We start from the raw sequence: 25,111 nt of genomic DNA, 5'->3' as shown, positions 1-25,111 counted from the left end.
GAGGCGTCGCGACTCCCCATGTGAACGGATACCCGCACGTGGTGGAGGCGCGGATGGGCCAGAGCCTTGGCACAAGGTGGCGCATATTCCGCGCGCGGTCCGCGTCTATTCCCGCGGATTTGCTGCTCGATGGCGGTGGTTCATCTTGGTACGGCGGATGCAATCTACGCGCCGGCCGCTGGGGATGTGCCAGCGCCGCTCGGGAGGATTTGGACTTATGCGTGTACGCTTCGATGCTCTCCGCCGACGCTGGAGCTCTCCCCACCTGCTCGCCGCGCTGGCGCTGGCGAGCGCGTTCGCGGCGGGGTGCTCCTCCGATGAGGCCCCGCCAACGACGCTTGGTCGCCCGGATCAACCGCGGAACGGCACGCTCGAGGTCGACGAAGCGAGGCTGCTGGGCGTGATCGACGGGAGCGATCTGCGCCTCCAGATCCCGGTGCGCAACCTGACCGCCGGCGCGACGAGCGGCCACCTGCGCGTCACGCTCGTCGATCTCGACGCGGACAGGGAACAAGGCACGACCGAGGTCGACCTGGAGATCGCGGGCGGGACGGCGACGACCGCGGAGGCGCGCCTTCCGGCGCCGGCCGTGAGCGCGCAGCCGGGCCTCGCGCGGTACCTCGTCCGCGTCGACGACGGGTCGGAGGAGGGGCTGCTCGTCACGCGGAGCCTCCTGCGCGTCATCCCGCCCTACGACGTGCAGCTCGAGGGGCCGGCGCGCGTGGTGCGCGGGCGCACCGCGAGCTACCGCGTGCGCGCGACCGACGCTTTCTCCCATCAGCCGGTGCCCAACGTGGACGTCGAGCTGGCGGTGGGCGAGGGGGCGCGGCCGCTCCGCGGGACGACCGACGCGCTCGGCGCCGCGGTGTTCGAGGTGGAGCCCGGCGCGCTCGGCGCGCACCCCGTCTCCGCGCAGGCGCTCGGCTTCGGCGTCAACGCGGCCCTCACCGCGAACATCACCGTCGAGGGCCCCGGCCCGAAGCTGCTCCTCACCACCGACAAGCCGCTCTACAAGCCCGGCCAGACGATCCACCTGCGCGCGCTCGCGCTCGAGCGGGGGAACAACGCGCCGCTCGTCCGCGAGGCGATCACGTTCGAGGTGGAGGACGGCAAGGGCAACAAGATCTTCAAGAAGCCCATCCAGACCGACGCCTACGGCGTCGCCGCGACGACGTTCCGGATCGGCTCCATCGTGAACACCGGCGAGTTCAAGGTGCGCCTCGTGAGCGGGGAGACCACGACGGAGAAGGTCGTGACCGTGGGGCAGTACGCGCTGCCCAAGTTCGAGGTCGCCGTGAGGACCGACAGGCCGTGGTACACCGCGGGCGACACGCTGACCGGCACCATCGACGCGCGCTATTTCTTCGGCAAGAACGTCGCCGGCGGCAGCGTGACCATCGAGGCGGCGTCGCTGGACGTCGGTCAGACGACGTTCCAGCGCATCGTCGGCGAGCTCGACGCCGAGGGCCATTACGGGTTCAGCCTGACGCTTCCGCCGAGCCTCGCGGGCCTGCCGCTGGAGCAGGGCGACGCGGCCGTGACGCTCACCGTCACCGTCGCGGACACGGCGGGGCAGGAGGTCACGAAGGCGATCCCGGTCAAGGTCGCCGCCGACGCGGCCTCGATCGTGCTCGTGCCCGAGGCGCGCGAGCTCGTCCCGGGGATCCCCAACACCCTTCTTCTCTTCGTCACCGACCCGCTCGGGGCGCCGCTCCCCGACACGGAGGCGGTCATCACAGCGCCGGACCGCACGCAGCTCACCGCGCGCACCGACGCCTTCGGCCAGGCCGTGGTGAGCTTCACCCCGCCGGTCGCCACGGCGGACGGCGCGTTCGAGGTGCGGGCGACGGTGGGGGAGCGGGCGGTCACGCGGAAGTTCTCGTTCGGCACGCAGACGGGCGGCGAGCACCTGCTCGTGCGCACCGACCGGGCCGTCTACGAGACCGGCGAGACGGTCGAGGTCACCATCGAGTCCAGCGAGGAGGCTGGCAGCGTCTACGTCGACTGGCTGAACGACGGTCAGGCCGTCGACATGCGCTCTCTCGAGCTCGAGGGTGGGCGCGCCCATTTCAGCATGCCCGTCGACGCCGGCCTGCTCGGCAGCAACCGGGTCGAGGCCTACCTGGTCGACGACGATGGCAATCTGGTCCGCTCCGGCCGCACCGTGTTCGCGCGGGGCGACTCCGCGCTGAGCGTCGAGGTCGAGGCCGACAAGCCCCTGTATGCGCCGGGGGAGACGGCGACGCTGCGGCTGTCGGTCAAGGACGACGCGGGCAACCCGAAGGTCGCCGCGCTCGGCGTCCAGGTGGTCGATCAGGCCGTCTTCGCGCTGGTCGACGCCCAGCCCGGGCTGCTCCGCACCTACTTCGAGCTGGAGGACGAGTTCGCGAAGCCGAGCTACGAGATCCACGGCCCCGCGGCGAACCTCCAGGATCTGCTGTTCAACGCGACCGCGAGCGAGGACCCCGAGCAGGCCGAGGCCGCGCAGGTGAAGACCCAGGCCTCGCTCGCCGCGCTCGCGGGCACGTCGCTCACCGGCCTCCAGGCGCGCACGTGGCCCGCCGTGCTGGCGAAGGTGCCGGAGGAGCTCGCCCAGTTCAACGAGCGCCAGAAGGGCGTGATGAAGCCCTGGCTCGCGGAGGCCACCGCGGCCGCCGCGCAGGAGCTGAAGGCGCTCGGCTGCGACAGCACCCAGTTCAGCTGCAACGGGCAGGGCGTGTACGTCGAGCTGCTCGGGAGCCGGGTCGCCGAGCGCCTGCGCGCCTTCGACGTGTGGGGCAACGCGTACCGGGTGGCCTCCAGCTGGAGCGGGCTCACGCTGCAATCGTCGGGGCCCGACGAGGTGGAGCAGAGCCAGGACGACGCGACGTTCGCGTTCACGTTCAGCGATCTCGGGGTCCAGGTGCCCCCGCAAGGGTGGGATGAAGGGGGCATCCCCGACGCGGACGGCGGCTGGGCCAATGGCGCCGCGAGCGGAACCGGGGCCGGGACCGGAGCGGGCGGCGGCTCGGCCGGGGATCCCACCGCGGAGCCCGGCGGCGACAACGGGGGCGGGCCGCGCGTCCGGCGCGAGTTCCCGGAGACCCTCTACGTCAACCCGAGCGTGATCACGAGCCCCGACGGCACGGCCACCCTGAGCATCCCGCTCGCGGACAGCATCACCGAGTGGCGGCTCTCGGCGCTGGCGAACTCCACGGACGGCAAGCTCGGCGGCATCCAGAGCGGCTTCAAGGTGTTCCAGGACTTCTTCGTCGACGTGAGCTTCCCGGCGACGCTCACGCGCGGCGATGAGGTCGAGTTCCCGATCGCCGTCTACAACTACCTGGAGACGCCGCAGACGGTCGATCTCACCCTCGAGCCGGGGAGCTGGTACACGCCGCTCGACGTGACGTCGAAGCAGGTGTCCCTCGCGGCGGGCGAGGTGCGCGGCGTCCGGTTCCCGGTGAAGGTGAACACGGTGGGCGTCAACTCGCTCACGGTCACCGCGCGGGGCAGCGCGGGCGCCGACGCCGTGGCCCGCACCGTGCGTGTGGTCCCGGACGGGAAGCCCTTCGCGGAGAGCGAGTCTGGCATGCTCGCGGCGGGCAGCGCCGATCACGCGCTGTCGTTCCCCGCGGACGCTGTCCCCGGCTCGAACCAGCTCTATCTCGAGATCTACCCCGCGTTCCTGTCGCAGGTCGTGAGCGGCATGGACAGCATGCTCCAGGTCCCGAATGGCTGCTTCGAGCAGACCACCTCGACGACCTGGCCCAACGTGCTCGTCACGCAGTACATGAAGCAGACAGGCCAGATCACCCCGGAGATCCAGATGAAGGCCGAGTCGCTGATCTCGGCCGGGTACCAGCGATTGCTCACGTTCGAGCACTCGGGCGGCGGCTTCTCGTGGTTCGGCGAGCAGGACGGGCATCCGTACCTGTCGGTCACCGCGTTCGGCGTCATGGAGTTCGCCGACATGATCAAGGTCCACACCGTGGACGAGGCGATGCTCGCCCGGACCGTCAACTGGCTCGCCGGGCAGCAGAAGGCGGACGGCACGTGGGAAGGCGACCAGACCGAGTTCTTCAGCTTCCACACGGGCACGCTCCGCAACAGCGCCTTCGTGCTCTGGGCGCTCGCGAGCGCGGGGTACACGGGGCCCGAGATCGGGACGGGGCTCGCCTACCTGGGCCGCTCGCTGAAGCCGGCGACCGACGACCTGTACACGCTGGCGATCGCGGCCAACGCGCTCGCCGTGGCCGACCCCTCCGGCGCGCTGACCGACAGCGTGCTCGACGCGCTGGACCAGCGCAAGACCGCGGAAGGAGACGCATTTTACTGGGATGACGGCGGCACGCAGACCTCGTTCTACGAGTCCGGGAACGACGCCAGGGTCACGACCACCGCGCTCGCGGCCCACGCGCTGCTCTCCGCGGGCGCCCACCGGTCGAGCGCCGACGGCGGCGTGAAGTTCCTGACCCAGTCGAAGGACCCGAACGGCAACTTCGGCTCCACCCAGGCGACGATCTGGAGCCTGCGCACCCTGCTCCTCGCCGCGAGCAGGGGGACGGAGGGCGCCACGGGGACGGTGACCGTCGCGGTCGACGGCGCGGCGGCGGGCACGGTCTCCCTGCGCGCGGACCAGGCCGACGTCATGACGACGGTCGACCTCACGCACCTCGCGACCGCGGGCGCGCACGACGTCACGCTCTCGTTCTCGGGGGAGGGGAAGCTCAGCTACAACCTGGTGAGCCGCCACAACCTGCCGTGGAGCGCGGTCCCGAACGACGCGGGAGGCCCGCTCGCGGTCAGCGTGACGTACGACAAGACCCAGCTGTACGTGGACGACATCGTGACGGCGTCGCTGAGCGTCCAGAACAAGACGGACTCGGTGCAGAGCATGGTCCTCGTGACCGTGGGGCTGCCGCCCGGCTTCCAGCTCCTGACCGAGGATCTCCAGGAGTACATCTTGGCGGGTCAGCTCTCGAAGTTCGAGATCACGGGCAAGCAGCTGATCCTCTATGTGAAGGAGATCCCTGCGGGCCGCGCGGCCACCTTCGCTTACCGGCTGCAAGCGACCATGCCTGTCAGGGCGGAGGACGGCGGCGCCGAGGCGCACCCGTACTACCAGCCGGAACAGCAGAGCTTCTCCGGAGCGCAGACCTTCGAGGTGGCGGGGGAGTGAAGGGCTGAGCGGGCGAGGGCGCTGACCGCGGATGCGCGGCCAGCGCCCCTGCGCAGGCGGGGCGCTGGCGCGTGGATCAGGGGCAGGCGACGCGCCAGGCGTCGAGGTCGAGCTTCTTGATCAAGGTCGAGAGCCCGAGCGGCTTCGTGGCGGCGCAGACGGCGTTCGCCTTCGAGGCGTCGACGTACTCCGCGTGGAACACCGCCTTTCCGGCGCGGATGAACGGGGTGAGCATGTCGCACTCGTCGTATTCGTGGCACTCCTCGTTCAGGGCCCAGTCGAAGCTCCCCACCAGGTCTTTCACCTGATCGAGATCGTTCTTCAGCCCGATGGACAGCCCGCGCGCGTGCGCCTCGGAGGCGAGGAAGCGGTTGTAATCGAGCTGCGTCGCCGCCGTCAGCGGGAAGCCGGGGCTGTTGGTGTAGCCGTCGACGTTGTCGGGCTCCACGCCGTCGCAGCGCCTCTGCACCGCCAGATCCAGCCGAGCCTTCATGACGTCGCGCACGCCGGCGTTGCGGGTGTCGAGCCACCGCTCGCCCGGCCAGCCGTCGAGCGGGTTGCCGAGCGCCGCGGCGGGGAACTTCGACGCGTCGTCGCGCCAGTCCTCGCTGCTCCCTGCGCTGAAGTAGCAGATCACCTTCTTCCCGGCCGCGCGCAGCGTGTCGATCTTCGCCTGCGGGGCGTCGAAGAGATCGATATCGTACATGGCGACATCGAGGCTGGTGTCGATGGTGCCCGTGAGCTGCCATTGCCACGTCGTCCCCGGCGCGGGGACCCAGATGCCGGTACCGGTGGAGCCGCCGGTGCCGGTGGAGCCTCCGGCGCCGGAGCCGCCAGCGCCTGAGCCGCCGGTGCCGGTGGAGCCGCCGGTGCCGCCGCTGCCGCCGCTGCCGCCGGTGCCGCCGGTGCCGCCAGCGCCGCCGGTGCCGCCAGCGCCGCCGGTGCCGCCGGTGCCGCCGGAGCCATTGGAGCCGTCGCTGGTCGTGCCCGTGAGGACGAGCTTGTCGAGCATCGAGCTGTCGGCGGAGCTGCTCGTCGCGTACCGGATCTTGAGGGTACCACCCGCCACGAACCGCCCGAGCGATCCCGGCAGGCTCAGGCTCGCGCTCGTCCAGGACCAGTTGCGCGCGAACGTGTTGTCGCCGACCGGGACCCAGGCGCGGGCGGCCGCGTCCCACGCCTCGAAGGTCCAGCGCATGGCCGATCTCGCGGGGCCGCGGTAATTCACGCCCAGCGCGAGGGACGCGAGCTGCGCCGCCGAGGTGCCCGAGGGGAGCGCGTACTCGCACGTCGCGCTCGTGCCGGGCGCGAACTCGACGTACTTCTTCCACACGTCCTGCTCGCCCGTGAGATCCGCCGTCGCGAGCGCGGCGGCCGTCTGTCCGGCGCCGATGCTGCCCCGGCTCACCGTCAGCCTGGAGCAGGTCATCGTGAGGGCGCCGGTGACCGCGTCGCCGCTCGCCGCCGAGGCGATCTCGGCGTCGGAGCCCGGATCCGCGCCGCACCCGACGGCGGCGAGCGTCGCGGCCAGGCTCACGAGGGCATGGCGCAGGGCGCCGCAGATCGCGAGAGAGGACGCCGGTCGAATGGGATAAGTCATGCTCGTCTCCTGTCGTGTTGGTCGTTCGTGAAGCCAGGCGCACGTCGGCGCGACGCGCCTCCAGACGCTCCCGTCCCCGCGATGGCTCCCGGCGATCGCGGCTCCCGCAGCGTCTCCGCGCGCCAGAGAGGCGCTGGTCCGTGCGCGCCGCAGAGGCACTGCAAGGCGGGGACCAGCGCGCGAACCGCGTCTTCCGCGCGGCGGCGCGCGCTGCCGTTGCCGAGGGTTGCGCAAGCGTCGTACACTTGCGCAACCCTCGAACGGCATGGCGGAGCGAGACCCTCGTCGACAGGCAGCCTCTCCGCCGAGCGCGGAGCCGTCGCCTACCGCGGCCGAGGTCGCGACCGAGCTCGACGCCGCGGAGAGCGCGCCCAGCGAGCGGACGCCGCAGGGGCAGGCCTCCCTGATCGTCCGCGCCGGTGATGGCGCGGCGCGGGTGATCGATCTCACCGACGGCGATGTGGTCGCGATCGGCCGTGCGCCGGAGTCCACGGTCTGCGTCGACGACGCCCGCGTCTCGCGCAACCATGCGCGCGTCGCGCGGCGGGGCCAGACCGTCGCGCTCGTCGACCTCGGGAGCCGCAATGGCACGTCGGTGAACGGCGCCGTCGTGCGCGGGGTGGAGCGGGCCCTCGCCGGCGGCGACGTGATCCGCATCGGCCCGGCCGAGATCGTCGTCGCGATCGCGGCGCCGGCGCCCGTCGAGGCGGCGCCGCCGGGGGCCGCGCCGGAGGCGCTGGAGGGCCCGCCCTCGGGCGCCGGCGCCGGGTTCGTCGTCGCGGACGAGGCCATGGTGAAGGTCTTCCAGGTGGTGCAGCGCCTCGCGCGCGCGCAGACGACGGTGCTCGTGCTCGGCGAGACGGGTTCGGGGAAAGAGGTCGTCTCCGAGCAGCTCCACCGCGCCAGCCCGCGCGCCGGGGGCCCGTTCGTGAGGCTCAGCTGCGCGGCGCTGCCCGAGGCGCTGCTCGAGAGCGAGCTCTTCGGGCACGAGAAGGCCGCCTTCACCGGGGCGGATCGCCGCAAGATCGGCTACTTCGAGGCGGCGCAGGGCGGGACGCTGCTGCTCGACGAGATCGGCGAGCTGCCCCTCGCCATGCAGGCCAAGCTGCTGCGCGTGCTCGAGAGCCGGCGCGTGGCCCGGATCGGCGGCACGCAGGAGATCGAGCTCGACGTGCGCGTCGTGTGCGCGACGCACAGGGACCTCCAGGCCGAGGTGGCGGCCGGGAGGTTCCGGCAGGATCTCTACTATCGCATCAGCACGTTCGTCCTCCGCGTCCCGCCGCTGCGCGAGCGGCGCGCCGAGATCGCGCTGCTCGCGCACCGCTTCGCGCAGCAGGTCGCCGGGCGCATGGGGGAGCGGGCGCCGCGCTTCGCGCCCGCGGCGATGCAGGCGCTCGAGGCGCACGCGTGGCCCGGCAACCTGCGCGAGCTGCGCAACGCGGTGGAGCACGCCGTCGTGCTGGCCGAGGGCGGCGTCATCGAGGTCGAGCACCTTCCGGCCTCCGTGGTGGAGCGCGCCGAGGGCGCCGCGCCCCCCGCGAGCGCGGGCGCGCCGCCGCCGTCCGCCGACGGCGGGACGATGCCGGCGCGCCTCGCCGAGCTGGAGAAGCGGAGCATCGAAGACGCGCTCGCCGCCGAGGGGAACAACCAGACGCGCGCGGCGAAGCGACTCGGCATCTCGCGGCGCGCGCTGCTCTACAAGCTGGACAAGTACGACATCAGGCGGTGAGCCGCGGGGAGCGCGCATGGGCGCCGCGCCCGGGAGCCGGCGCGCTTCGGCGAGGGGGGATGCTGGTGGAGTCGCCGGTCGCGAGCCGGCGCGCGAACTCGGCCAGGTCTCGCTCGAACGCCTCGGCGTGCTCCTTCCGGACACGCCGGATGATGGCGACGTGGATCGTCCGGCTCATGCGCGGGCTGCCTGGTTCCGCGTGTCGGAAATCCCGCCAGAAACACCGGTCAATAACGAGCCGTCGCCGGAAACGGCAGCGATTTTCATGGTTTCCGCCTGTCTCCCCGCCGAGGGCGGCTCCGGTGTGGCCCAACGGGGCGCCCTCCGCCGCTGCGTCGCCCGCGGTGAAGGGCTCGCGGCATCACCGGTCCCACCGTACGGCTACGCTGCGCGCGCTGGTTGACATAGAGAACCTTCCGCGAGCCGCATCCCTCCTGGAAAAGCGATGCTGTATCAGCAACTTATCCATGCATCTAGGGAGCCGCTTTCACGCCACAGCCTGCGGGGCACCGTGGTACATCCGAGCGCATGCCCACGCTCGTCCTCTCCTACCGCTACAGCCCTGACTCGAACGTCCTGTTCGCCGCAGCGCTCGCCGTCGGCTGGGACGCGGAGCGCCTTCGTGCATCCCCGGGAGCGGGGCGTCACGGGCAGTCCGAAAGGACGCGTGCTCTGCGCGCCCTGAGCGCTGCGAGGTTGCTCGCCTGAGCTGCGCAGTCGATCGGGTTTTTGACCAGGCCCACCATGCCGCTTTGGCCGAAATCCGGGTTGGCCACGAGGGGTGTCAGATCGGACACCAAGTTCTCCGAGATGTCAAAGATGGACAGGGAAGGAAGGCTCGCGAGCGGAGAGAGGTCGGAGATGCGGTTGCGCCCGAGGAACAGCAGCCTCAGCTCGGTCAGCGTCGACAGGGGCGAGGCGTCGCTGATCTCGGCGTCGTACACCGTGAGCTCGACCAGCGCCCGGAGGCCTGACAGCGGCGCGAGCGTTGCGATGGGGCAACGGTCGAGCGTGAGCGTATTGAGCCGGATCAGCGAGCGGAGCGGTTCGATGTCGCTGACCGGGGTGTCGTGGAGTGACAGGGTCGACAGGTTCGTCAGCGAGCCGAGGGCCGTGACGTCCGAGATGGAGCTGTCGCTCAAGTCCAGGTTCTCCAGCCGGATGAGCGAGCGCAGCGGCGCGACATTCGTGATCGGGTTGCGCGCTGCGGTCAGGGAGCGCAGCTCCGTGAGCGAGCGCAGCGGCGAGAGATCTGCCAGACGATTGCTGCTGACGTTGAGCTGCGTGAGAGAGCGGATGCACTCGATGCCGGAGAGGGAATGGATCTCGCGATCGGCGGCGTAGAGGTCGTCGAGCGACGCAACGTCGGTCGGAAGGAGCGGGCCCTCCGGCTTCGCCACTTTACTGCGCACCACCGCCTCGAGCGCCGGGTCGATGAACTCGAGGGGGCCGGAGCACGCCGCGGTGGCACTGCCGCCTGTGCCACCGCCACCGGCGGCACCGCTGCCGCTGCCACCGCCGCCGGTGTCACCGCTGCCTGCGCTGCCGCCGCCGGTGCCGCCCGCCCGCGGATCCTCCCCGGGGTCCGTCCACCCGCCCACGCCGTCCCCGGGCATGGTGCCAGGGGGATCCACGGCGCCTGAGGCGCCGCTCGAAGCCATGGCGGGCTCGATCTCACGGATCTCACCGCATCCGGCGAGGGTGATGGCAGGGGCGAGGATCAGCAGAGCAGAAGCGATGTTGCGCATGACGTGACCTCCGCCGAACAGGTTACGTTCCCGCCGCGGAGCCGCTTCTTAATCTTCTCTTAAAGCGATTCGCGCGCTCCCTCCCGCGGCCGGAGGAGAGGAGGCGGAGGGGGCGAATGACGCTCGGGGAGAGCCGCCCGTTTCAGAGCGGCAGGCGCACGAGGAGGATGCTATTCGAGCCCAGAGCGACAAACGGGTTCCCATGAAAGCACCCGGCCGTCCAAGGTCTGGACGATCTGCGCGCCGCCGCTTTCCGTCCATTGGATAACACCCTTCGGTGTGGAGCCGGGGACTTCGGTGGTAGGCGTGACGTCACGAAAGCCCTTGAAAGTCGCGGCCGGGAATTGCTCCTGTGCCGCCATCGACTCGCCTCCTGTGCCGCTTGAACCCATATCGTCCTCCAGCGTGATTTCCGCCCAACCATCAGTCGATTGGTACACCGGAGCCGCCGGATCAGGTCTGTCTAGCCCGTCGCCTTTTGTGACCTCCCCCCACCGAGAGTCTCATGGATCGGCTCTGCGGCGCAAGGCCCCAATGCTGTCCAGCGCAACATGGCCCAAGGACGCTCCTGTTTCTGACCGAGGTGGTGCACGAGCAAGCGGACCAGCGCGAAGGTGGTGGACATGGTGACCGCCTGCGCGAGGAGAGACGCGACGCGCGCGTTCGTCTAGAATCCCTTCTTCCGAAGGACGAACTGTCCGCCATCGGTCGGCGGAGGTAGCTCTTTCCTGAAAAATCGAAGGCCGTTTCCCACGCCCCGCTGACCCAAACGCCGCCTTTCGTATTGACGGCGACGTGCGTCAGACCGTTCGGGCTGCCGGTCGCGAAGTCGACACTCTCCTCGGCCGAGGCCGAGGGCCAGCGCGATCCCAGAGCTTTTCCGGAGACTTCGAAGAGGCGAGGAGCGGGGCATCGTCCCCGTCGGAGCAGACTTCGTGCCGCTTTGGTGCCTCGCCCGCGAGTGGCCAATGGGAGTCTTCCTGGCAGGGGAAGTTCCTTGGTCGCCTCCGGGGTTCTCCCTCTACGTCAGGGAAGATGTCGCCGAGGGATCATCGCAGCGAAATCTCGTAAGCTCTCCAGCTCGCCTCCAGCAGGTGGATATCGCTTTCCCTTGCGTCCCTTACGCTCTTGCGGTGTCCTCTCCATGGATCACGTCGTTGGTGGCGGGGGATCGCATCGGAGGACGAGCATGGAGAGCTTCTCGCGGTGGACGATGGGGGTGTCTGGGCTCGGGCTGGTCATGGCCCTGACGGGAGCCGCCGGCTGTCTCGGCGCGGCCGACGGGGAGGACGCAGCGCTGGCCGAGCCGAGCGCGACGGGGGCGCAAGCGCTGACCGGGTGGCAGTGCGCGGCGTGCGTCAGCGGTGAATACACGCACTCCGTGTCGCTGAGCCAGGGCAGCGCGCTCGGCTGCGCGAATGGTGAGGCCTACCGCTGCGAGCTCATCCCCTGGGCCACGCGGGCGTCCTTCGCGCATTGCGGCGCCTCCGTCGCCTGTCCGCCCGGCTGGTACGTGAGCAGCTCGCAGAGCGGGCCGAGCTACTGCGCCGGGATCTACGATCGGATCTCGTGTGGCGCGGTGCCGTACCCGAGTGGGGCTTACGCGACGTGCGACCCGATCTGCTACCCTGGCTTCACCGAGACGGTGGTGAATGCCGGCGTGCCGAGCTGTGATTACCAGGACAAACGCACCTGCGTGAAGTGAGCGGCGGCGCCCGAAGCCTGCTGCCTGCCAACAGCGCTTTGTCGGAGGCCTTCCGGGGCGCTTCGGTATGCAACCACCGCGCGCGAGCGATCTCGGGAGAGCCCGCGGCCGCCGGCGTCGTCGCGGCGCTACCCGCTGCAGCAGCGGAACCCGATCGTATGATCGGTGTCGGCGCGCTCGCGCTCGTCGCGCGCGTCGCACCGGAGCTCTTCGAGCGTTCCCTCGCTGTCGAACGCCCCGCCCCGGGTCCTGCAGAGGTCGCCCGAGCCGACGTCGTCGGAGCACGCGTCTTCCCACTCGCGGACGTTTCCGCTCATGTGCTGCAGGCCGAGATAGCCGCCCTCGCACGCCAGGCTGGTGTCGTCGCCGACCGGCGCCGTCTCGGTGCTGTCGCCGTTGCACTGGAGAGCGTCGAACTCGCCGGTGGAGTGAGCGAGCGCGCCGTGCTTGCTGCACGCGTCGAACCACTCGCCCTGCGCCATGTCACCGCGGAACGGCAGCGGGCCGCCGTGGCGCTCGCCGCAGAGGCGCTTGCCCTGGCTCTTGCAGAAGGCGCGCGCGTCGCACCAGTCGACGCAGGTGGCGGGGTGCTCGTCCTCCTTGCGGCGCATCGTGCACACGGGGGGCGCGTCGGGCCCGGTGTCGTCGAAATCGAAGGTGCTGTTGAACGAGCAGAACGGCTCCTGCGCCGCGACGTCCGGCTGCGTGGCGAGGAAGGCGCGGTAGGCGGCGTTCGAGATCTCGGTCCGATCGATGCAGAACGAGCTCTCGATCGTCACCATGCCGGCGGGGCACTGGCAGACGCCCTCGGTGCACGCGGCCGTCGTGCAGTCGGCGCTGGCGTCGCAGGGCTGGCCGTACAGGCACGAGGCGTTGCCGGCCCCGGGCTCGCAGGTGAGGCCGTGCAGCGGGCGCACGAGCGAGCACGCCGAGAGGAGGGCCGCCGCCAGGGCGGCGGCGCCGCCGCGGGCGCGGGCCGACGCGCGCATCAGAAGGCCCCCGCGACGCCCGCGGCGTTGCCGGCGATGAACGGCCAGAGCGCCGTCGCGCCGGCCTTCGGGGGCTGCGCCGCGGCCGGCCGGGTCATGTAGAGCCACCCCGCGGCGCCCAGCGCGACGACGCCCACGCCGAGGCCGACGTCGGCGATGGCGTGCTGGACCCGGATGGCGCGCACCTCGCCCTCCGCGCAGCGCGGGGCGCACGTGGCGCGCAGGTCGGCCTCGGCGCTCAGCGAGAGGGCGCCGGCGACGGCGAACACCGCGAGCCCAGCGACGCCGACGGCGCCGGAGGCCCACACGAGCCCCGGGACCGAGGGCTCCGCGGGCGGCGCGGCGCGCGGGGCGAGCGGGTGAGGCGAGGCTGGCGCGCCGGCCGAAGGTGCGCCGAGGGTCACGGTGAGCAGGCGGTTCTTCTCGCCCTCGCGGATCAGCACGCGCTCCTCGACGGCGGGGCCCGTCGCGGGCTCGAAGCGGAAGGTGTGCGGACCCGGGTCGACCGGCAGCGCCTTGCCGTCGAGCGCCGCCGCGAGGGGGCGCCCGTCCACGAGCACGCGCACGTCGAGGCGCTCTCGCCCGTGCGCGTCCCTCGCGGCGACGACCACGGAGGGCAGGCTCTGCTCGACCTCGGCGAGCCACGGCCCGCAGTCGGCCACGGCGGCCGCCGGGCACGTCGGCTGCGAGCAGACGACCAGCGCGGCGCGCGCCTCGATCAGCCGGCCGTCGCGGCGGAGGCCCTGCGCGCGCTCGTAGGCGTCGGCGCACGCCTGCTTGTCGGGCGCGGCGTCGGCGCGCGCGCCGATGAGCGAGAGCGCCGCCGCGGCGGCGAGGGAGAGCGCGAGCCGGGCGCGGGCGGGACACGCGGGGTTCATCGGTTCACAGGCACTCAGGCTTGAGCCGGCGTATGCCGGCCTTGTCGACGGTATAGGGCGGGGAGCAGCGCTGGGCGTCGGCGCGGGGCGTGCGTGCCGCGGGAGCCGGCGAGCGCGCGCCGGCTGCAGGGCGCGCTGGGCGCTGTGCAGGCGCTGGCGCGACGGCGCTCGCCGGGTCAGCCGAGGCGGTGCTCGCCGGGTCAACCGCGGCGGCGCTCGTCGGTGCAGCCGCGGCGGCGCTCGTCGGGCTCGCCGCGATGGCGCTCGCCGGGTCAGCCGCGGCAGTGCTCGTCGGGCTCGCCGCGATGGCGCTCGCCGGGTCAGCCGCGGCGGCGCTCGATGGGCTCGCCAGGATGGCGCTCGCCGCCGAGGCGCTGGCCGGCTGCCCCGCGGGCGCGTGGACCGCGCGCCCGCCGTCCTCCGGGCTGGGAGGGGCGCGGCGCCACGCCTGCGCCGCGAGCGCGGCCGCGCCGCCGACGAGCAGCGCGCCGAGCAGCGCGAGCAGCGGGCGCGCGCGCTTCCTCGACGTGGGGGGCGGATCATCGCGCCGCGCGCCGTCTGTCGCAGGCAGTCCCAGCGAGATCCCGCTGGACGTCACCGATCCGGGCGGGGCCTCAGCCGCCAGCGTCCCCTGATCCAGGGCCCTCGACGGGATCGCGGGCGCGGTCTCTGCCAGCCCCCGCGCCGGGCCGCTCGGCGGCGTGGGCTCGCCTTCGTCTTCTCCCCGATCGCCGGGCGCGCTCGGCCCGCCCCGCGCGGCCGCGCCCGAGCTGGCCGTCGCCGGGCCGCTCGAGATCGCCGCCGACGCGCTCTCGATGGCGGCGACGCGCGCCGCCCGCCGCGCCAGCGCGTCGCCGGCGAGCTCCTCCACCCACTCGCCCACCGCGCGCGGCGACGCGAGCGGGACGGCATCCTCGATGGCGACCGCGAGCTCGCGGGCGGTCGGGTAGCGGCCCGCCGCGTTCCGCTCGAGGGCCCGGAGGACGACGGCGTCGAGCGCGGACGGCACGTGCGCCGCGAGCGAGCTCGGGGGCAGGATCGGCTCCTCGAGCACGGCCCGGATGAGGGCGCCCTCGTCGCCGCCGTCGAAGAGCCGGCGGCCTGCGAGCGCCTCCCAGAGGACCGCGCCCGCCGCGAACACGTCGGTCTGCCGGGTCACGTCGGCGCAGAGGAGCTGCTCGGGCGCCATGTACGCGAGCTTGCCCTTGATCTGCCCGCCGCGGGTGGTGCTGAGCCGCCCGCGCGCCTTGGCGATGCCGAAGTCGAGCAGCCGCGCCGTCCCGTCGACGCCGACGAGCAGGTTCTCGGGCGAGACGTCGCGGTGCACGATGCCCAGCGGCTCGCCCGACTCGCTGCGCGCCTCGTGGGCCGCGTGCAGGCCGTGGAGCGCGCCGCACGCGATGCTCGCGACGATGGGGACCGGCGCCGGCGCGCGGCGCGCGCGCGCCGCCCGGAGCAGCCGCGCGAGCGACTCGCCCCGCACGTACTCCATGACCAGGAACGCCTCGTCCTCGGCGAGGAGGAGGTCGACCATGGCGACGACGTTGGGGTGCTGGATGCGCGCGACGATGCGGGCCTCGTCGCGCAGGCTCTCGGCGATCTCGGGCGCCTCGGCGAGCGCGGGGTGCAGCCGCTTGATGGCCACGGTGCGCGAGAAGCCCGCGTCGCCGACGAGCCGGCCGAGGTGCACGGACGCCATCCCGCCGGATGCGATCGGGCCGTACAGCAGATACCGCCCGATGGGCCTGGGCTGCGACGGCTCCGGCGACATGCCGGTGGGATGATACACGAGCGCGCGCGGCGCCGCCCGGGAGGCGCCGGCCCGGGCAGTGGGCCTCAGCTCTGGAGGGGCGTGCTCGGCTCGACGAAGCAGAGGCGGTAGCCGTCGGGGTCGGTGACGACGACCTCCCGCGTGTGCCACGGCTGGTCGCGCGGCCCGTCGGCGGCGGCGCCGGCCGCCGCGGCGCGCGCGGCGATGGTCTCGATGCCGCGGTCGCCGGCGGCGCTGAAGCAGACGATGACGCCGAGGCCGCGCTGCCCGGCGAGCGCGACCCCCGGCGGGGTCGCGACGAGGAAGAGATCGGCATAACGTGCCCAGCGCAGGTGGATGAACACCGGATCCTGGTGGACGCGGGTGAAGCCGAGGAGCTCGTAGAACGATGCGGAGCGCTCCGCGTCGGCGACGAGGAGCTTGACGTAGGCGGGCATCACGTAGGGGTCGTCGCTGGGCATGGTCGCTGGGCGCGAAGGTGCGCTGCGCCGGGCCGGAAGGCAAGGCACGAGCGCCGGGCGGAGCAGCGGTAGCCCGCGAGCTCGGCGGCCTGCTGGGCCGCGTGAGAGAGCGAGAGAGGATCGAACGTTCGCTCCGCTTCGCGAACACCCGTGTCGCGCCGCAAATGGACAACAAGGTCCTTGGCGCTGCGGCGGCTGATCCCGTCGCACGGCGACGTTGTCGAGACGGACGCGGCCGAGGTGCTTCGCACGGTGATCGCGCGCGACCTCGGGGGCTGACGGCGATCGTTCGAATCACCGGCAGCGTCTCGGTCGCACTCAGTACGGGTTGTATTCGGTCGGGTCGTTGGCCATGGTCAGGTAGACCTCGCCTTCGTTGATGGTCTTCTTGAGCTGGGATCCGACGAGCGGGACGGGGAACAGCCAGGAGAGCAGGGTGCCGGAGAAATTGACGACGGGGTTGTTCCTGCCGGCATAGCGGCGATAGATCGCGGCCTGTACGGCGATCTTGGTGAGCTCGCCCGCCTTGCCGGGGAGGTTCCAGAGCTCGTCCCACAGCACCTCGCGCCATTCCGGCTGGCCGCTGACCTTGTAGATGTTGATGGGCTTGAGCGTCTGGTCGTCCTCGGGTCGCCAGGAGTAGACGTCGACCTCGGCGTAGCCCTCGCGTGGGGTCGCCGAGATCCGCAGGCCGTAGACGTCGCGCAGGACCTCCAATGCGTAGAGGGCGCTGATCCCCTGGGGCTTGTAGTGACCGGACGCCGAATCGATGGAGACGACCTGACCGTCCTGATCGATCTCGAACCACCCGCTGGCGTAGATCGGCACGCCCCCGGAGAGCTGGGAATGGTTGCGGATCTGGCGGAAGCCGTACTTGCCCGAGCCCTCCCGGCCCTGGTGCTCCTCGGCGGACCAGATCCCCTTGAGGTACCGGAACTCGTGGTTGGTATCGAGGGTATACATATACCAACCCTGCGCGAGCGGCCGTCCGTCCTTGCCGAGCGGTCGCCCGTCGGCCGTAACCCCGGTGAAGGTGCGATCCTTGTAATTGTCGTAGTTGTACTCGCGGCTTCGAAGAATGTCGTCCAAGTAGGAGCCGCGCTTGATCTCGGCCGCAGAGATCCGCAGCTCCTGTCGGCGCGCGGAGAGGGCGTTGATCACGTCGGGGGTGAGCCCGGGGGCGCGACCGGTCGGGACGCCGCGGTCCGGTGCGGCCGCCGGCGGCAGGAGCCGGCCCTGGTGCGAGCCCCGGGCCGCGCTCTGCGGCGACGGCGGGCTCGCGGACGCCCGGGCGACCCACGGGCCCGCGGCTCCGCTGCGATTGACGGGATCGTCGCCGAAGTAGGTGTAGGGCCCGGCGGCGCCGGTGGGGTCGACGCTGTAGTAGCGCCCCAGGTCGGGGTCGTAGAGCCGGGTGTCCGCGTCGTACAGGCCGCTGTGGGCGTCGAGGGCGAGGCTGGCGTAGCGCGTCCGGCCCGGGTCGCCCTGCTGGCCCACGGTGGCGCCGTAGGGGATGTAATCGAGGCTGCTGACGACGCGCCCGGTCTCGCCGTCGACGAGCGCGCGCACGCTGCCGAGGTTGTCCTTGAGCGCGTAACGCTCGCCGCTCGCGTCGACGAAGGCGATGAGGCCGGTGGCCCCGTGGACATAGCGGGTCGTCGCGGTCTCTCCGTTCTCGCGCGTCAGGCGGACGAGCGGGCGGGCGTCGACGCCGCGCAGGGTGAGCGTGGCGGAGAACTCCTGGCCGTCGCGCAGGATGGTATCGAGGCGCCGACGTCGCTGGCCGTCGTAGGCGTAGCGGATCTCGGTGGCGTCGGCGAGCGTCATGGTCGCGGGCTGGCGGGACACCGGCGCATAGGTGAGGGCCGTAATGCCACGTGCGCTCGCGCTGGTGACGGCGCCGTCGCTGTCGTAGGTGAGCGCGGTGACCGGGACGGCGGCGGCGTTCACAAGGGACACGGCGTGCAGATACACCGAGGGCCCCGCGCCGCCGCTGGCGGACCGGAGCGGGTTGACGCATTGCAGCGCCACGCGGGTCGGTGTGCGGCCCAGGCCGAGGGAATTCAATACGGCCGGCAGGTCCAGCGACAGGGTGCGAGCCACCCAGGCGCCGGCGGTGTCGGTCAGCGGCTCGAGCAGCTTCGTGACGATCTCGCCGGTCGTGTCGAAGACGCGCAGGACCCATCCGGCGGTGCCGAGGCCGCCGCTGAATTCGGGGGCCGTCTTCACGCTATAGCGCAGGGTGTACGTGCCGGCGGGATCGAGATAGGAGGCGGCGGTGAGCTGCTCCTGGTGGCCCAGGCTGCCGCCGACGAGCTCGAGCACCTTGCCCTTCACGCCGTCGTCGGCCACGCGCGAGCCCGAGGGGCCGTCGTTGCTCGCACCCCAGCAGAACCCGCTGTTACACGGGGGCGACGCGGTCAGCGAGGTGAGGTCCAGCGACGCGGAGGTGCTCGCGGTGACGGAGTACAACCGGTCGCTCACCGGCGGGGTGGTCGGGCCGGCGCGGTAGGACAGGCTGCGGAGCGAGAAGCCGCGGCGCCGCGTCGAGATGTTCCCATTGGCGTCGTAGGTCAGGGCCAGGGTATGTGCATTGTCGAGATCGCTCGTCGCGCTCGTGACGCGCCCGAGACGATCATAGGCGTACTGGGTGCCCTCATTGGGGGGAGCCGCGGTCCACTTCTCCGGCTTGTAGGTGAAGCGCAGCGCCGCGGCCTGGCCGTTGTGGCGCGGCGTCGTGACCCCGGCGCCGCGGTAGAGCAGCTCTTGCGTGAGATATGGATCGTCGATCGCGGAGAGCCAGCCTTGCTCGGTGTAGGTGTACGAGCGGGTGAAGGCCATCGGGTTGGTGGTGCCGGGCGGGTTGCCGCGGCCGTTGTTCAGGCCCTCCGTCGTGACTTGACCCAAAGCCGAGTAGGTGAAGGCGGCGTAGTACTTCTCGCCGGCGTCGGCGGGGTGCTGCGGGTCGATGACCTCGGTCCCGCTGAGCAGGTCGCCGACGGCGGCGAGCTGGCCGAGGCGATTGTAGTAGTACCCGACCTGCAGCGAGTTCTGGCCGCTCGGGCGCGGGTAGGTGACGCCGACGACGCGACCGAGGTTGTCGTAGCGGTAGTCGGTGACGTAGGTGTTGGCGTCGAAGCCGGGCACCGCCGCGGTGTGGGTCGTGACCTGCCCCGACGCGTCGTACGAGAAGGTCTCGACGTCGGGCGACGCGCCATTGTTGATCTCGACGCGGGCGAGGCGCCCGAGCAACTCGGCCTCGGCGGGCCGGGATGCGTCCACGTCGTAGTGGTAGCGCTCGCTCCACGCGCCTTGCTGCGGCGGGTTCGCTCCGGAGACGGCGGGGAAGCTCGCGTCGTCGAGCTTGGCGAGCAGCGCGGTCGAGCCCCAGGCGTAGGCGGCGTCCTGCAGCACCCCGGTCTCGATCAGGCGCCCCAGGCGATCGTACTTGTTGTACTGGATCCGCGGCGGGTTCCGGGCCGCGCCGTCGGCGTCGAGGATGAAGCGCGGCCGCTCGGCGCTGTCGTGGGCGAGCCGCGTGGTGCCGGCGCTGGGCGTGGTCTCCTGGATCACTAGGCCGAGGAAGTCGTAAGCGCGGCTGATCACCCAGCTCTCGGCCGAGGAGCCGTCGGGGGGCGCGTAGTAGTTCGGCGTGCGCGTCACCGTTGGGCGCCCGGCTGGGTCGTACTTCTGGAAGACGGTCTGGTACCCCGATTCGAGCGCCACCCGCCGCGCGACCGTGCGGCCGAGCTGGTTGGTCATGATATAGGTGGTCACGCCGTTCGGGTCGGTGGATTGGGTGACGTGATAGCGATCTTGCGAGCCCGAGGGCAGGAGGTCGTTCATCACGCTGCCGGGGCCCGAGGCGCTGTTGGCGTGGTAGCCGTAGGACGTGGTGTACTCGGCGGCGTCCGAGCCGACCGGCCGCGGCGCGACCTGGGCGGTGACGCGTGAGGTGGGCGCCGGCTCGTATTGCAGCGTGGTGTAGTCGAGCACCTGGCTCACGCTGCCGTCGAGGTATTGTTGCCGGGTGAGCCGCTGCCCGTCCGGGCTCACCAGATAGGTGGATTGTCGGCCGTCGAGCAGCGCGGCCGTGCTTGACGGCGGGCTGGCGACCTGAAGCGACGCGACGCGGGGGCGTCGCAGGTACTCGGGGCGGCCGAGCGGATCGACGAAGGCGCCCTGGCCGTCGCTGGGGTAGTTGCCGCTGGTGATCGTCTGGCGCCCGCGGAACGCCAGGCCCTGCGCGGGCCGGCCCAGGCCGTCCTGGAGGGTGACGCTCAGCTCAGGGTTGTCGAGCACGAACAGGTCGTCGAAGCTGCCGCTCTGGGCCAATGTGAACACCGGCTGCCCCACGCCGGTCAGGCCGGTCGCCGGGGTGTACGTCCACGTGAAGACCTGCACGCCGTCAGCGTAGAAGCTGACCACGCCCTCGACGATCGCGAACACCCAGGTGGCGCCGAGGCCGTGCGCGGCGGAGGAGAGCTGCGTCACCAGCGTCCCCTGGGCGTCCTTGCGGGCCAGCCGCCATTGCGCGGCCGGGCCGTCCCAATAGACGTAGATCTCGCCGTTGCCGACGCCGGCGGTGCCGGTCGCGGCGGTCGACACGGTGATGCGCACGGCGAAGTTGGTGAAGGCGACGTTGCGCAGCGTCGCGGTGCCGCCGAGCGGGAAGTCGCTCGACCCGCCCGGTGCATAGGTGAGCTCGCCAGCGGTGATGGCCCAGGTGCCGCCCTGGAAGGTCCAGTCCGAGACGTCGCCGTCGTGGAAGTCGTAATACCGGCTGTAGCTGGTGGTGCGCAGGCTCAGCGTGGTGTTGGGGAATTCGGCGAGGTAGCGGTCCTCGGCGGTCAGATCGCGCGAGAAGGCCGGGGCGATCAGCCAGCGCACGGCCTCCTCCGGGCCGACCTCGGCGATCTGCCGCTGGCAGGAGTCGTGGACGAACCGGGTGGTCTCGCCGTTGTTGCCCAGGGTCGCGGTGAGCCGGCGGGTGCGCGCGTCGTAGACGCTCGCGGCGAAGCGGGCGTCGACCGGACTGAGGCGCACGTCGTCGACGAGGCAGGCGGTCGTGGTGTTTTGATTGAACGCCTTGACGTCGATGCGCAGCTTCACGCCCGTGGGGACGCCCGAGCGCAGGGTCGCCAGGTCGAGGATCTGCTGCAACTGTCGCCATTGGTTCGCGGTGGCGGGGATGGTCAATGTATAGGGGCCGCCGACGCGGCTGCCGTCGTCGGTCCGCACGACCTCCAATCGCCAGACCGCGGCGCCCTGAGCCGGGTCGTAGCCCGGCTCCGACTTGACCCACGACGCGAACACGTAGGCGCGCTGCTGGTCCCCGGGCTCGAAGCTGTTGACGGGGCCGACCTCGCGGCCAGGGGTGGGCGGCAGCTCGAGGCAGCGCGTGCCGGTGTGGTTGTCTCGGGTCACGACGTGCGCCGAGAGCGGGGTGCTCGGGTCGCTCCAGGCCCAGCCGCCGTCGGACTCGTAGGTCTCGAAGCCCTGATAGCTGCCCTCCTGGACGGACAGGTCGGCGTTGGTGAAGCGCGCGACGGCCAGCTCGCCGTCGGCCGAGAGCAGGGTCGAGCTGGCGACCCCGGAGACGTCGAGGGTGCCGATCACCTGGCTCGCGGGGCCCCGGTCCGTGACGCGAGAGGTCGCTCGCCATTGATCCGCGGGCGGCGTCCCGCCGCTCCACGCCGAGAACACCGCCGACGGCGAGAGCGCGCGGTAGGTGGCGCACGGCGCCCACTGCCCGGCGCCGTGCCCCCAGTCGGAGCGCCACGGCGTGGCGGTGATGCCGGTCACCGTGGTCTCGCCCGTCGCCACGGCCGTGGTGCTCAGCGTGGTCTGAATGACCGGGGTGAGGAGATGGCTCTCCCGGGTTTGATCATACTCCTCCCACCAGTAGCGGAAGACCTGCGACACGCGCTGCTCCGCGCCGTCGGCGTCGTAGTTGCGCGTGTCGATCCGCGTGACCAGGCCGGTGAGGTTCGAGTAGGTGAGGGCGCGCTGGGTCTCGACGCCGTCGAGGTCGTCCAATTCTCGGGTCTGCCGCAGGTACGCGCCGCGGGCGTTGACTCCGAGCGTCACGGTGGTCACCCACCAGTCGAGGGTGGTCCCGGCGATCCGTTTGCCGCCGCTGTCGAGGGTGCGCGTGGCGTAGAGGGTGCCGATCGTCCAGGCGCCGTAGTCGGCGGCGTTGGTGCTCGCGCCGGTCGGGTAAGGGAGCGCGGGCGGCTCGCTCGCGCCGAGGCCATTGAAGCTGTAGCGCTCCACGCGACCGTAGGTGGCGGCGCCAGGGTTGGTGGTCCCCGCGAGGGTGGTGACCTTGTTGTAGCGGGCGTTCAGCCCGCGGACATCGAGGGTGGCGGTGGCGGCGTCCCAGACGATGCCGGTGAGCACGGTCTGATCGCCGTCGTCGACCTGCACGTCGGCGACGGGGTAGCTCGTCTGGGCGCCCTGCACGGCCCCGTCGACGACGCGGTGCAGGGTCAGCGAGAAGCCGGCGCCGTCGAAGGTGCCGGCGTAGGTGACGAAGGCGTGGCGGCCGACGAGCGCGTCGGCGCCGCGCCCGGCGACCTTGATCTTCTGGCCGGTGAGGCGGATGACGGCGGCGCCGTTGACCACGGCGCCGTTGGCGAGGAGGTAGACGAGGGTGTCGCCGCCGCTCTGGTAGATGAGGTAGTGGGAGCCCAAGAGCTGCAACGTCTCGAGGTCGGCGCCGCTGGGCGGGGAGGGCAGTGGAAAGCCTGCCGTGTAGGTGCCGTCGGGCTGCGCGTAGCGGACCGTGTTGGCGAAGACGACGAAGTCGCTGGGGTTGTCGCCCTCGCGCGGCGCGACCAGGGCGACGTCGGCGCTCGAGCCCGTCGCGCTCATGCCGGTGGGGATGAGCCAGTCGCGCGTGTTCGGATCGTAGCGGAAGAGATCGTAGGCATAATCGGAGCCGGAGCCGGTGACGCGCAGCGCGAGGTCGGCTGAGCGCGAGAGGGCGACGAGGGCCTTGCCCGCGCCGCCGCCCCGGGTCGAGAGCGGGGTCGAGATCCACCGCTCGCCGTCGAAGCGATGGGCGTTTTGCCCGACGGTCACGGAGCTGCCGGCCAGCACGGGGGCGGCCGCGGCGGCGGAGCTGACGACGCTCGACCCGAGGAGCGACGTCTGGAGGGCGGTGGCGGCGGCGTCCCAGACCAGGGCGTAGGCGGACGACTGCACGAGGGCCGAGCCGACGGGGCTCGTCGCTTGCAAAACGGCGTAGCCGGTGCCGGCCTGCAGGGTGAAGCCGCGGGTGTTCGGGCTCGACAGCGCGGGCCAGAAGGTGGCGCTCGTCCAGGCGCCCTCCTCGCGCAGGGCGTAGAGCCAGACGCGCATCACGCCGAGGCTGGACGTCACGGCCTTGCCGGCGATGACGAGCACGCTCTGGCTGGCGCAGGCGGTGAACAGCGCCGGGTTCGCCTCGGCGGTCAGCGTGACCTCCGGGTCGGCGACCCACGCGGCGCCGGTCCAGCGGTAGCGGTACAGCTTGCCGCTGGTCTGCCCGACGACGGCGAAGAAGCGGTCCCCCACGGCGAGCGCGGAGACCTCGCCGCCGACGAGCGCGGTGGTGAACCAGGTCTGGGTGCTGCCGCCATTGTCGACGCTGGGCTGCACCCATGCCCCGATCTGGTCGGGGCTGCGGTGAAACAGATGGACCTGCTGGCCGACCTGGACGGCGAACCAGGCCTCGGCGGTGGCGATCGGCGCGGCGTCGTAGGCGTCGGCGTCGGCGACGGCGACAGCGCCCAGATCGGCCCGTAGCCAGCGCCCCTCCCAGGCGTGGGCCACGACGTTCAGGGTGTTGTCATTGCCGAACCACGTGGTGATCACATGATTGTCGGCGAAGGCGAAGCGCGGCCGCGAGAAGGTGACGCCCGCGCGGGTGGGCGGCGCTAGGGTGATATCCCGCGGGCAGAGGCTCAGGTCCTGGCGGGCGTAATGCAGGGTGGTGGTGGCGCCCTCGGCGCGGGTGATCGCGCGCAGCGAGCCGTAGAGGGCGCGGGTGTCCGCGCTGTAGATATTGCCCGCGCTCACCTTGTCGGCCGCCGGGTCCTGTCCCCAATAGCGCATTCGCGTCGCGGGGAAGGAGGAGCCGTCGGGGTACTCGACGGAGACGGCGGTCAGGAGGCGCTTCGAGAGCGCGCCGGAGCCGAGGAGGGCGAGCTGTCCGGCGTCGTCGAGGTAGCTCAGTCGGGCGGTCTCGAGGAGCTGGCCGTCGCTCGAGTAGAGCGCGGCGCTCTCGAGGTACCAGGTGTCGAGGCGGTCCTGCCACGGGTTCGGCGGCGCGGGGTCGGTGTGGCGCTCCTGGTACTCGACGGGCGCCTTGTCGCCGTAGCGGAGCTCGATCCGCTCGCCGGTGACACCGACGACGCGGGCGAGCCGGGAGACTCGGGTGTAGCGGAGCGGCGGCGCGGCGGCGCCGTGGGCCTGCACGGTCGATTCGGTGTTGGTATAGGTGTAGGCGAGCGCCTCGCCCCAGCGGTTGCGGACCTCGACGAGGTTCCAGGCGGTGACGACCTGGCGCTGGCGCGCGGCGAGGGTGGTGGCGCCGATCCAGTTGTCCCAGGCCACGCCCCACTGCAAGCCGCCGCGGTCGGCGCTGCGGTCGCCGTAGAGGTAGGTATCACCATTGTCGCGAAGGATGGTCCACAGCTCGCGCGACGGGTCGTAGCGGATGTCGCTGAACTGGTAGCTCTCGGCGGCGTAGATCCGGCGCCCTTGATTGTCGGTGCCGGTGCGCACGAGCCGGGTGCTCCGCCCGCCGGCGAGGAGATACAGGACGTCGTCGTCGGTCGAGGCGGTGAACTGGTGGGCGCGGGTGATCGTCTCGAGCGGGAGGGTCCAGCCGAGGCCCGCGACGTCGGTGGGGGCGTCGACGTTCCAGGTGCTCGCCACCCCGCGCACCTGCCCGCTGTAGAAGAGCGTCAGCGCGAGGTCGAGGCCGTTTCGGCCCTGCCGCGCGAGGAGCGGCAGCTCGAGGGAGGCGCCGCCGGTGAACAGGTTGACGACGGCATCGATGGTCTCCGAGACGACGCTCAT

At 71.8% G+C, this 25,111-nt stretch carries 12 protein-coding genes; 3 read left to right on the top strand and 9 right to left on the bottom strand.

Annotated features, from left to right (window positions below; translation table 11 throughout):
- Positions 1-217 precede the first annotated feature (217 nt).
- On the top strand, positions 218-5,161 hold the full coding sequence (locus WME82_RS22385) for an MG2 domain-containing protein (protein WP_438044451.1): 4,944 nt from the start codon (positions 218-220) through the stop codon (positions 5,159-5,161).
- 76 nt (positions 5,162-5,237) lie between these two features.
- Here the strand turns inward: WME82_RS22385 and WME82_RS22380 are convergent, their stop codons facing one another.
- Positions 5,238-6,761 carry an endo alpha-1,4 polygalactosaminidase gene (locus WME82_RS22380; protein WP_438044450.1) on the bottom strand — a complete coding sequence of 508 codons (1,524 nt, stop codon included), beginning with the start codon at positions 6,759-6,761 and terminating at the stop codon, positions 5,238-5,240.
- Positions 6,762-7,026: 265 nt separating this feature from the next.
- On the opposite strand from WME82_RS22380, the gene WME82_RS22375 reads away from it, so the two are divergent.
- Entirely contained in the window at positions 7,027-8,490 is a 1,464-nt protein-coding gene (locus tag WME82_RS22375) for a sigma 54-interacting transcriptional regulator (protein WP_438044449.1), read from the top strand.
- On the opposite strand, the gene WME82_RS22370 is transcribed toward WME82_RS22375, so the two are convergent.
- The 3 genes from WME82_RS22370 to WME82_RS22360 form a co-directional block, all read right to left on the bottom strand.
- Positions 8,480-8,668, bottom strand: coding sequence for a hypothetical protein (locus WME82_RS22370; protein WP_438044448.1), 189 nt, complete (start codon positions 8,666-8,668; stop codon positions 8,480-8,482). The genes WME82_RS22375 and WME82_RS22370 overlap by 11 nt on opposite strands.
- 466 nt (positions 8,669-9,134) lie before the next feature.
- Positions 9,135-10,238, bottom strand: coding sequence for a leucine-rich repeat domain-containing protein (locus WME82_RS22365; protein ID WP_438044447.1), 1,104 nt, complete (start codon positions 10,236-10,238; stop codon positions 9,135-9,137).
- A gap of 170 nt (positions 10,239-10,408) precedes the next feature.
- Positions 10,409-10,678: a hypothetical protein gene (locus WME82_RS22360; RefSeq protein WP_438044446.1), complete on the bottom strand. Its 270-nt coding sequence runs from the start codon at positions 10,676-10,678 to the stop codon at positions 10,409-10,411.
- Between the two features lie 749 nt (positions 10,679-11,427).
- On the opposite strand from WME82_RS22360, the gene WME82_RS22355 reads away from it, so the two are divergent.
- On the top strand, positions 11,428-11,943 hold the full coding sequence (locus tag WME82_RS22355; protein WP_438044445.1) for a hypothetical protein: 516 nt from the start codon (positions 11,428-11,430) through the stop codon (positions 11,941-11,943).
- Positions 11,944-12,071: 128 nt separating this feature from the next.
- Here WME82_RS22355 and WME82_RS22350 read toward each other — a convergent pair whose 3' ends face one another.
- The 5 genes from WME82_RS22350 to WME82_RS22330 all read right to left on the bottom strand — a co-directional run bounded on the left by WME82_RS22350 (position 12,072) and on the right by WME82_RS22330 (position 25,111).
- Complete coding sequence (locus tag WME82_RS22350) at positions 12,072-12,932, bottom strand: formylglycine-generating enzyme family protein (RefSeq protein ID WP_438044444.1); 861 nt, start codon at positions 12,930-12,932, stop codon at positions 12,072-12,074.
- The gene (locus WME82_RS22345) at positions 12,932-13,810 is read right to left on the bottom strand and encodes a hypothetical protein (RefSeq protein ID WP_438044443.1); all 879 of its coding nucleotides are present in this window, start codon (positions 13,808-13,810) and stop codon (positions 12,932-12,934) included. Before WME82_RS22345 ends, WME82_RS22350 begins: the two co-directional genes overlap by 1 nt.
- Before the next feature lie 4 nt (positions 13,811-13,814).
- The gene (locus WME82_RS22340) at positions 13,815-15,581 is read right to left on the bottom strand and encodes a serine/threonine-protein kinase (RefSeq protein WP_438044442.1); all 1,767 of its coding nucleotides are present in this window, start codon (positions 15,579-15,581) and stop codon (positions 13,815-13,817) included.
- Between the two features lie 65 nt (positions 15,582-15,646).
- Positions 15,647-16,042 (bottom strand): VOC family protein, encoded by a 396-nt coding sequence (locus tag WME82_RS22335; protein ID WP_438044441.1) that lies wholly within the window; start codon positions 16,040-16,042, stop codon positions 15,647-15,649.
- Positions 16,043-16,360: 318 nt separating this feature from the next.
- A complete protein-coding gene (locus WME82_RS22330) occupies positions 16,361-25,111 on the bottom strand; it encodes an RHS repeat-associated core domain-containing protein (RefSeq protein ID WP_438044440.1) in 8,751 nt (2,916 codons plus the stop codon).

Origin of the sequence: Sorangium sp. So ce128, assembly GCF_051525245.1 — a bacterium.
In the GTDB taxonomy this organism is placed as follows: Bacteria; Myxococcota_A; Polyangia; order Polyangiales; family Polyangiaceae; genus Sorangium; species Sorangium cellulosum_B.
The sequence above is the reverse complement of the archived record's forward strand: the minus strand, read 5'-3'. Positions and strand labels throughout refer to the sequence as shown.

Bases quoted from the DNA above. Each gene is read 5' to 3' on its own strand.
- WME82_RS22385 (WP_438044451.1), top strand. From the start codon at position 218: ATGCGTGTACGCTTCGATGCTCTCCGCCGACGCTGGAGCTCTCCCCAC.
- WME82_RS22380 (WP_438044450.1), bottom strand. From the start codon at position 6,761: ATGACTTATCCCATTCGACCGGCGTCCTCTCTCGCGATCTGCGGCGCC.
- WME82_RS22375 (WP_438044449.1), top strand. From the start codon at position 7,027: ATGGCGGAGCGAGACCCTCGTCGACAGGCAGCCTCTCCGCCGAGCGCG.
- WME82_RS22370 (WP_438044448.1), bottom strand. From the start codon at position 8,668: ATGAGCCGGACGATCCACGTCGCCATCATCCGGCGTGTCCGGAAGGAG.
- WME82_RS22365 (WP_438044447.1), bottom strand. From the start codon at position 10,238: ATGCGCAACATCGCTTCTGCTCTGCTGATCCTCGCCCCTGCCATCACC.
- WME82_RS22355 (WP_438044445.1), top strand. From the start codon at position 11,428: ATGGAGAGCTTCTCGCGGTGGACGATGGGGGTGTCTGGGCTCGGGCTG.
- WME82_RS22350 (WP_438044444.1), bottom strand. From the start codon at position 12,932: ATGCGCGCGTCGGCCCGCGCCCGCGGCGGCGCCGCCGCCCTGGCGGCG.
- WME82_RS22345 (WP_438044443.1), bottom strand. From the start codon at position 13,810: ATGAACCCCGCGTGTCCCGCCCGCGCCCGGCTCGCGCTCTCCCTCGCC.
- WME82_RS22340 (WP_438044442.1), bottom strand. From the start codon at position 15,581: ATGTCGCCGGAGCCGTCGCAGCCCAGGCCCATCGGGCGGTATCTGCTG.
- WME82_RS22335 (WP_438044441.1), bottom strand. From the start codon at position 16,042: ATGCCCAGCGACGACCCCTACGTGATGCCCGCCTACGTCAAGCTCCTC.
- WME82_RS22330 (WP_438044440.1), bottom strand. From the start codon at position 25,111: ATGAGCGTCGTCTCGGAGACCATCGATGCCGTCGTCAACCTGTTCACC.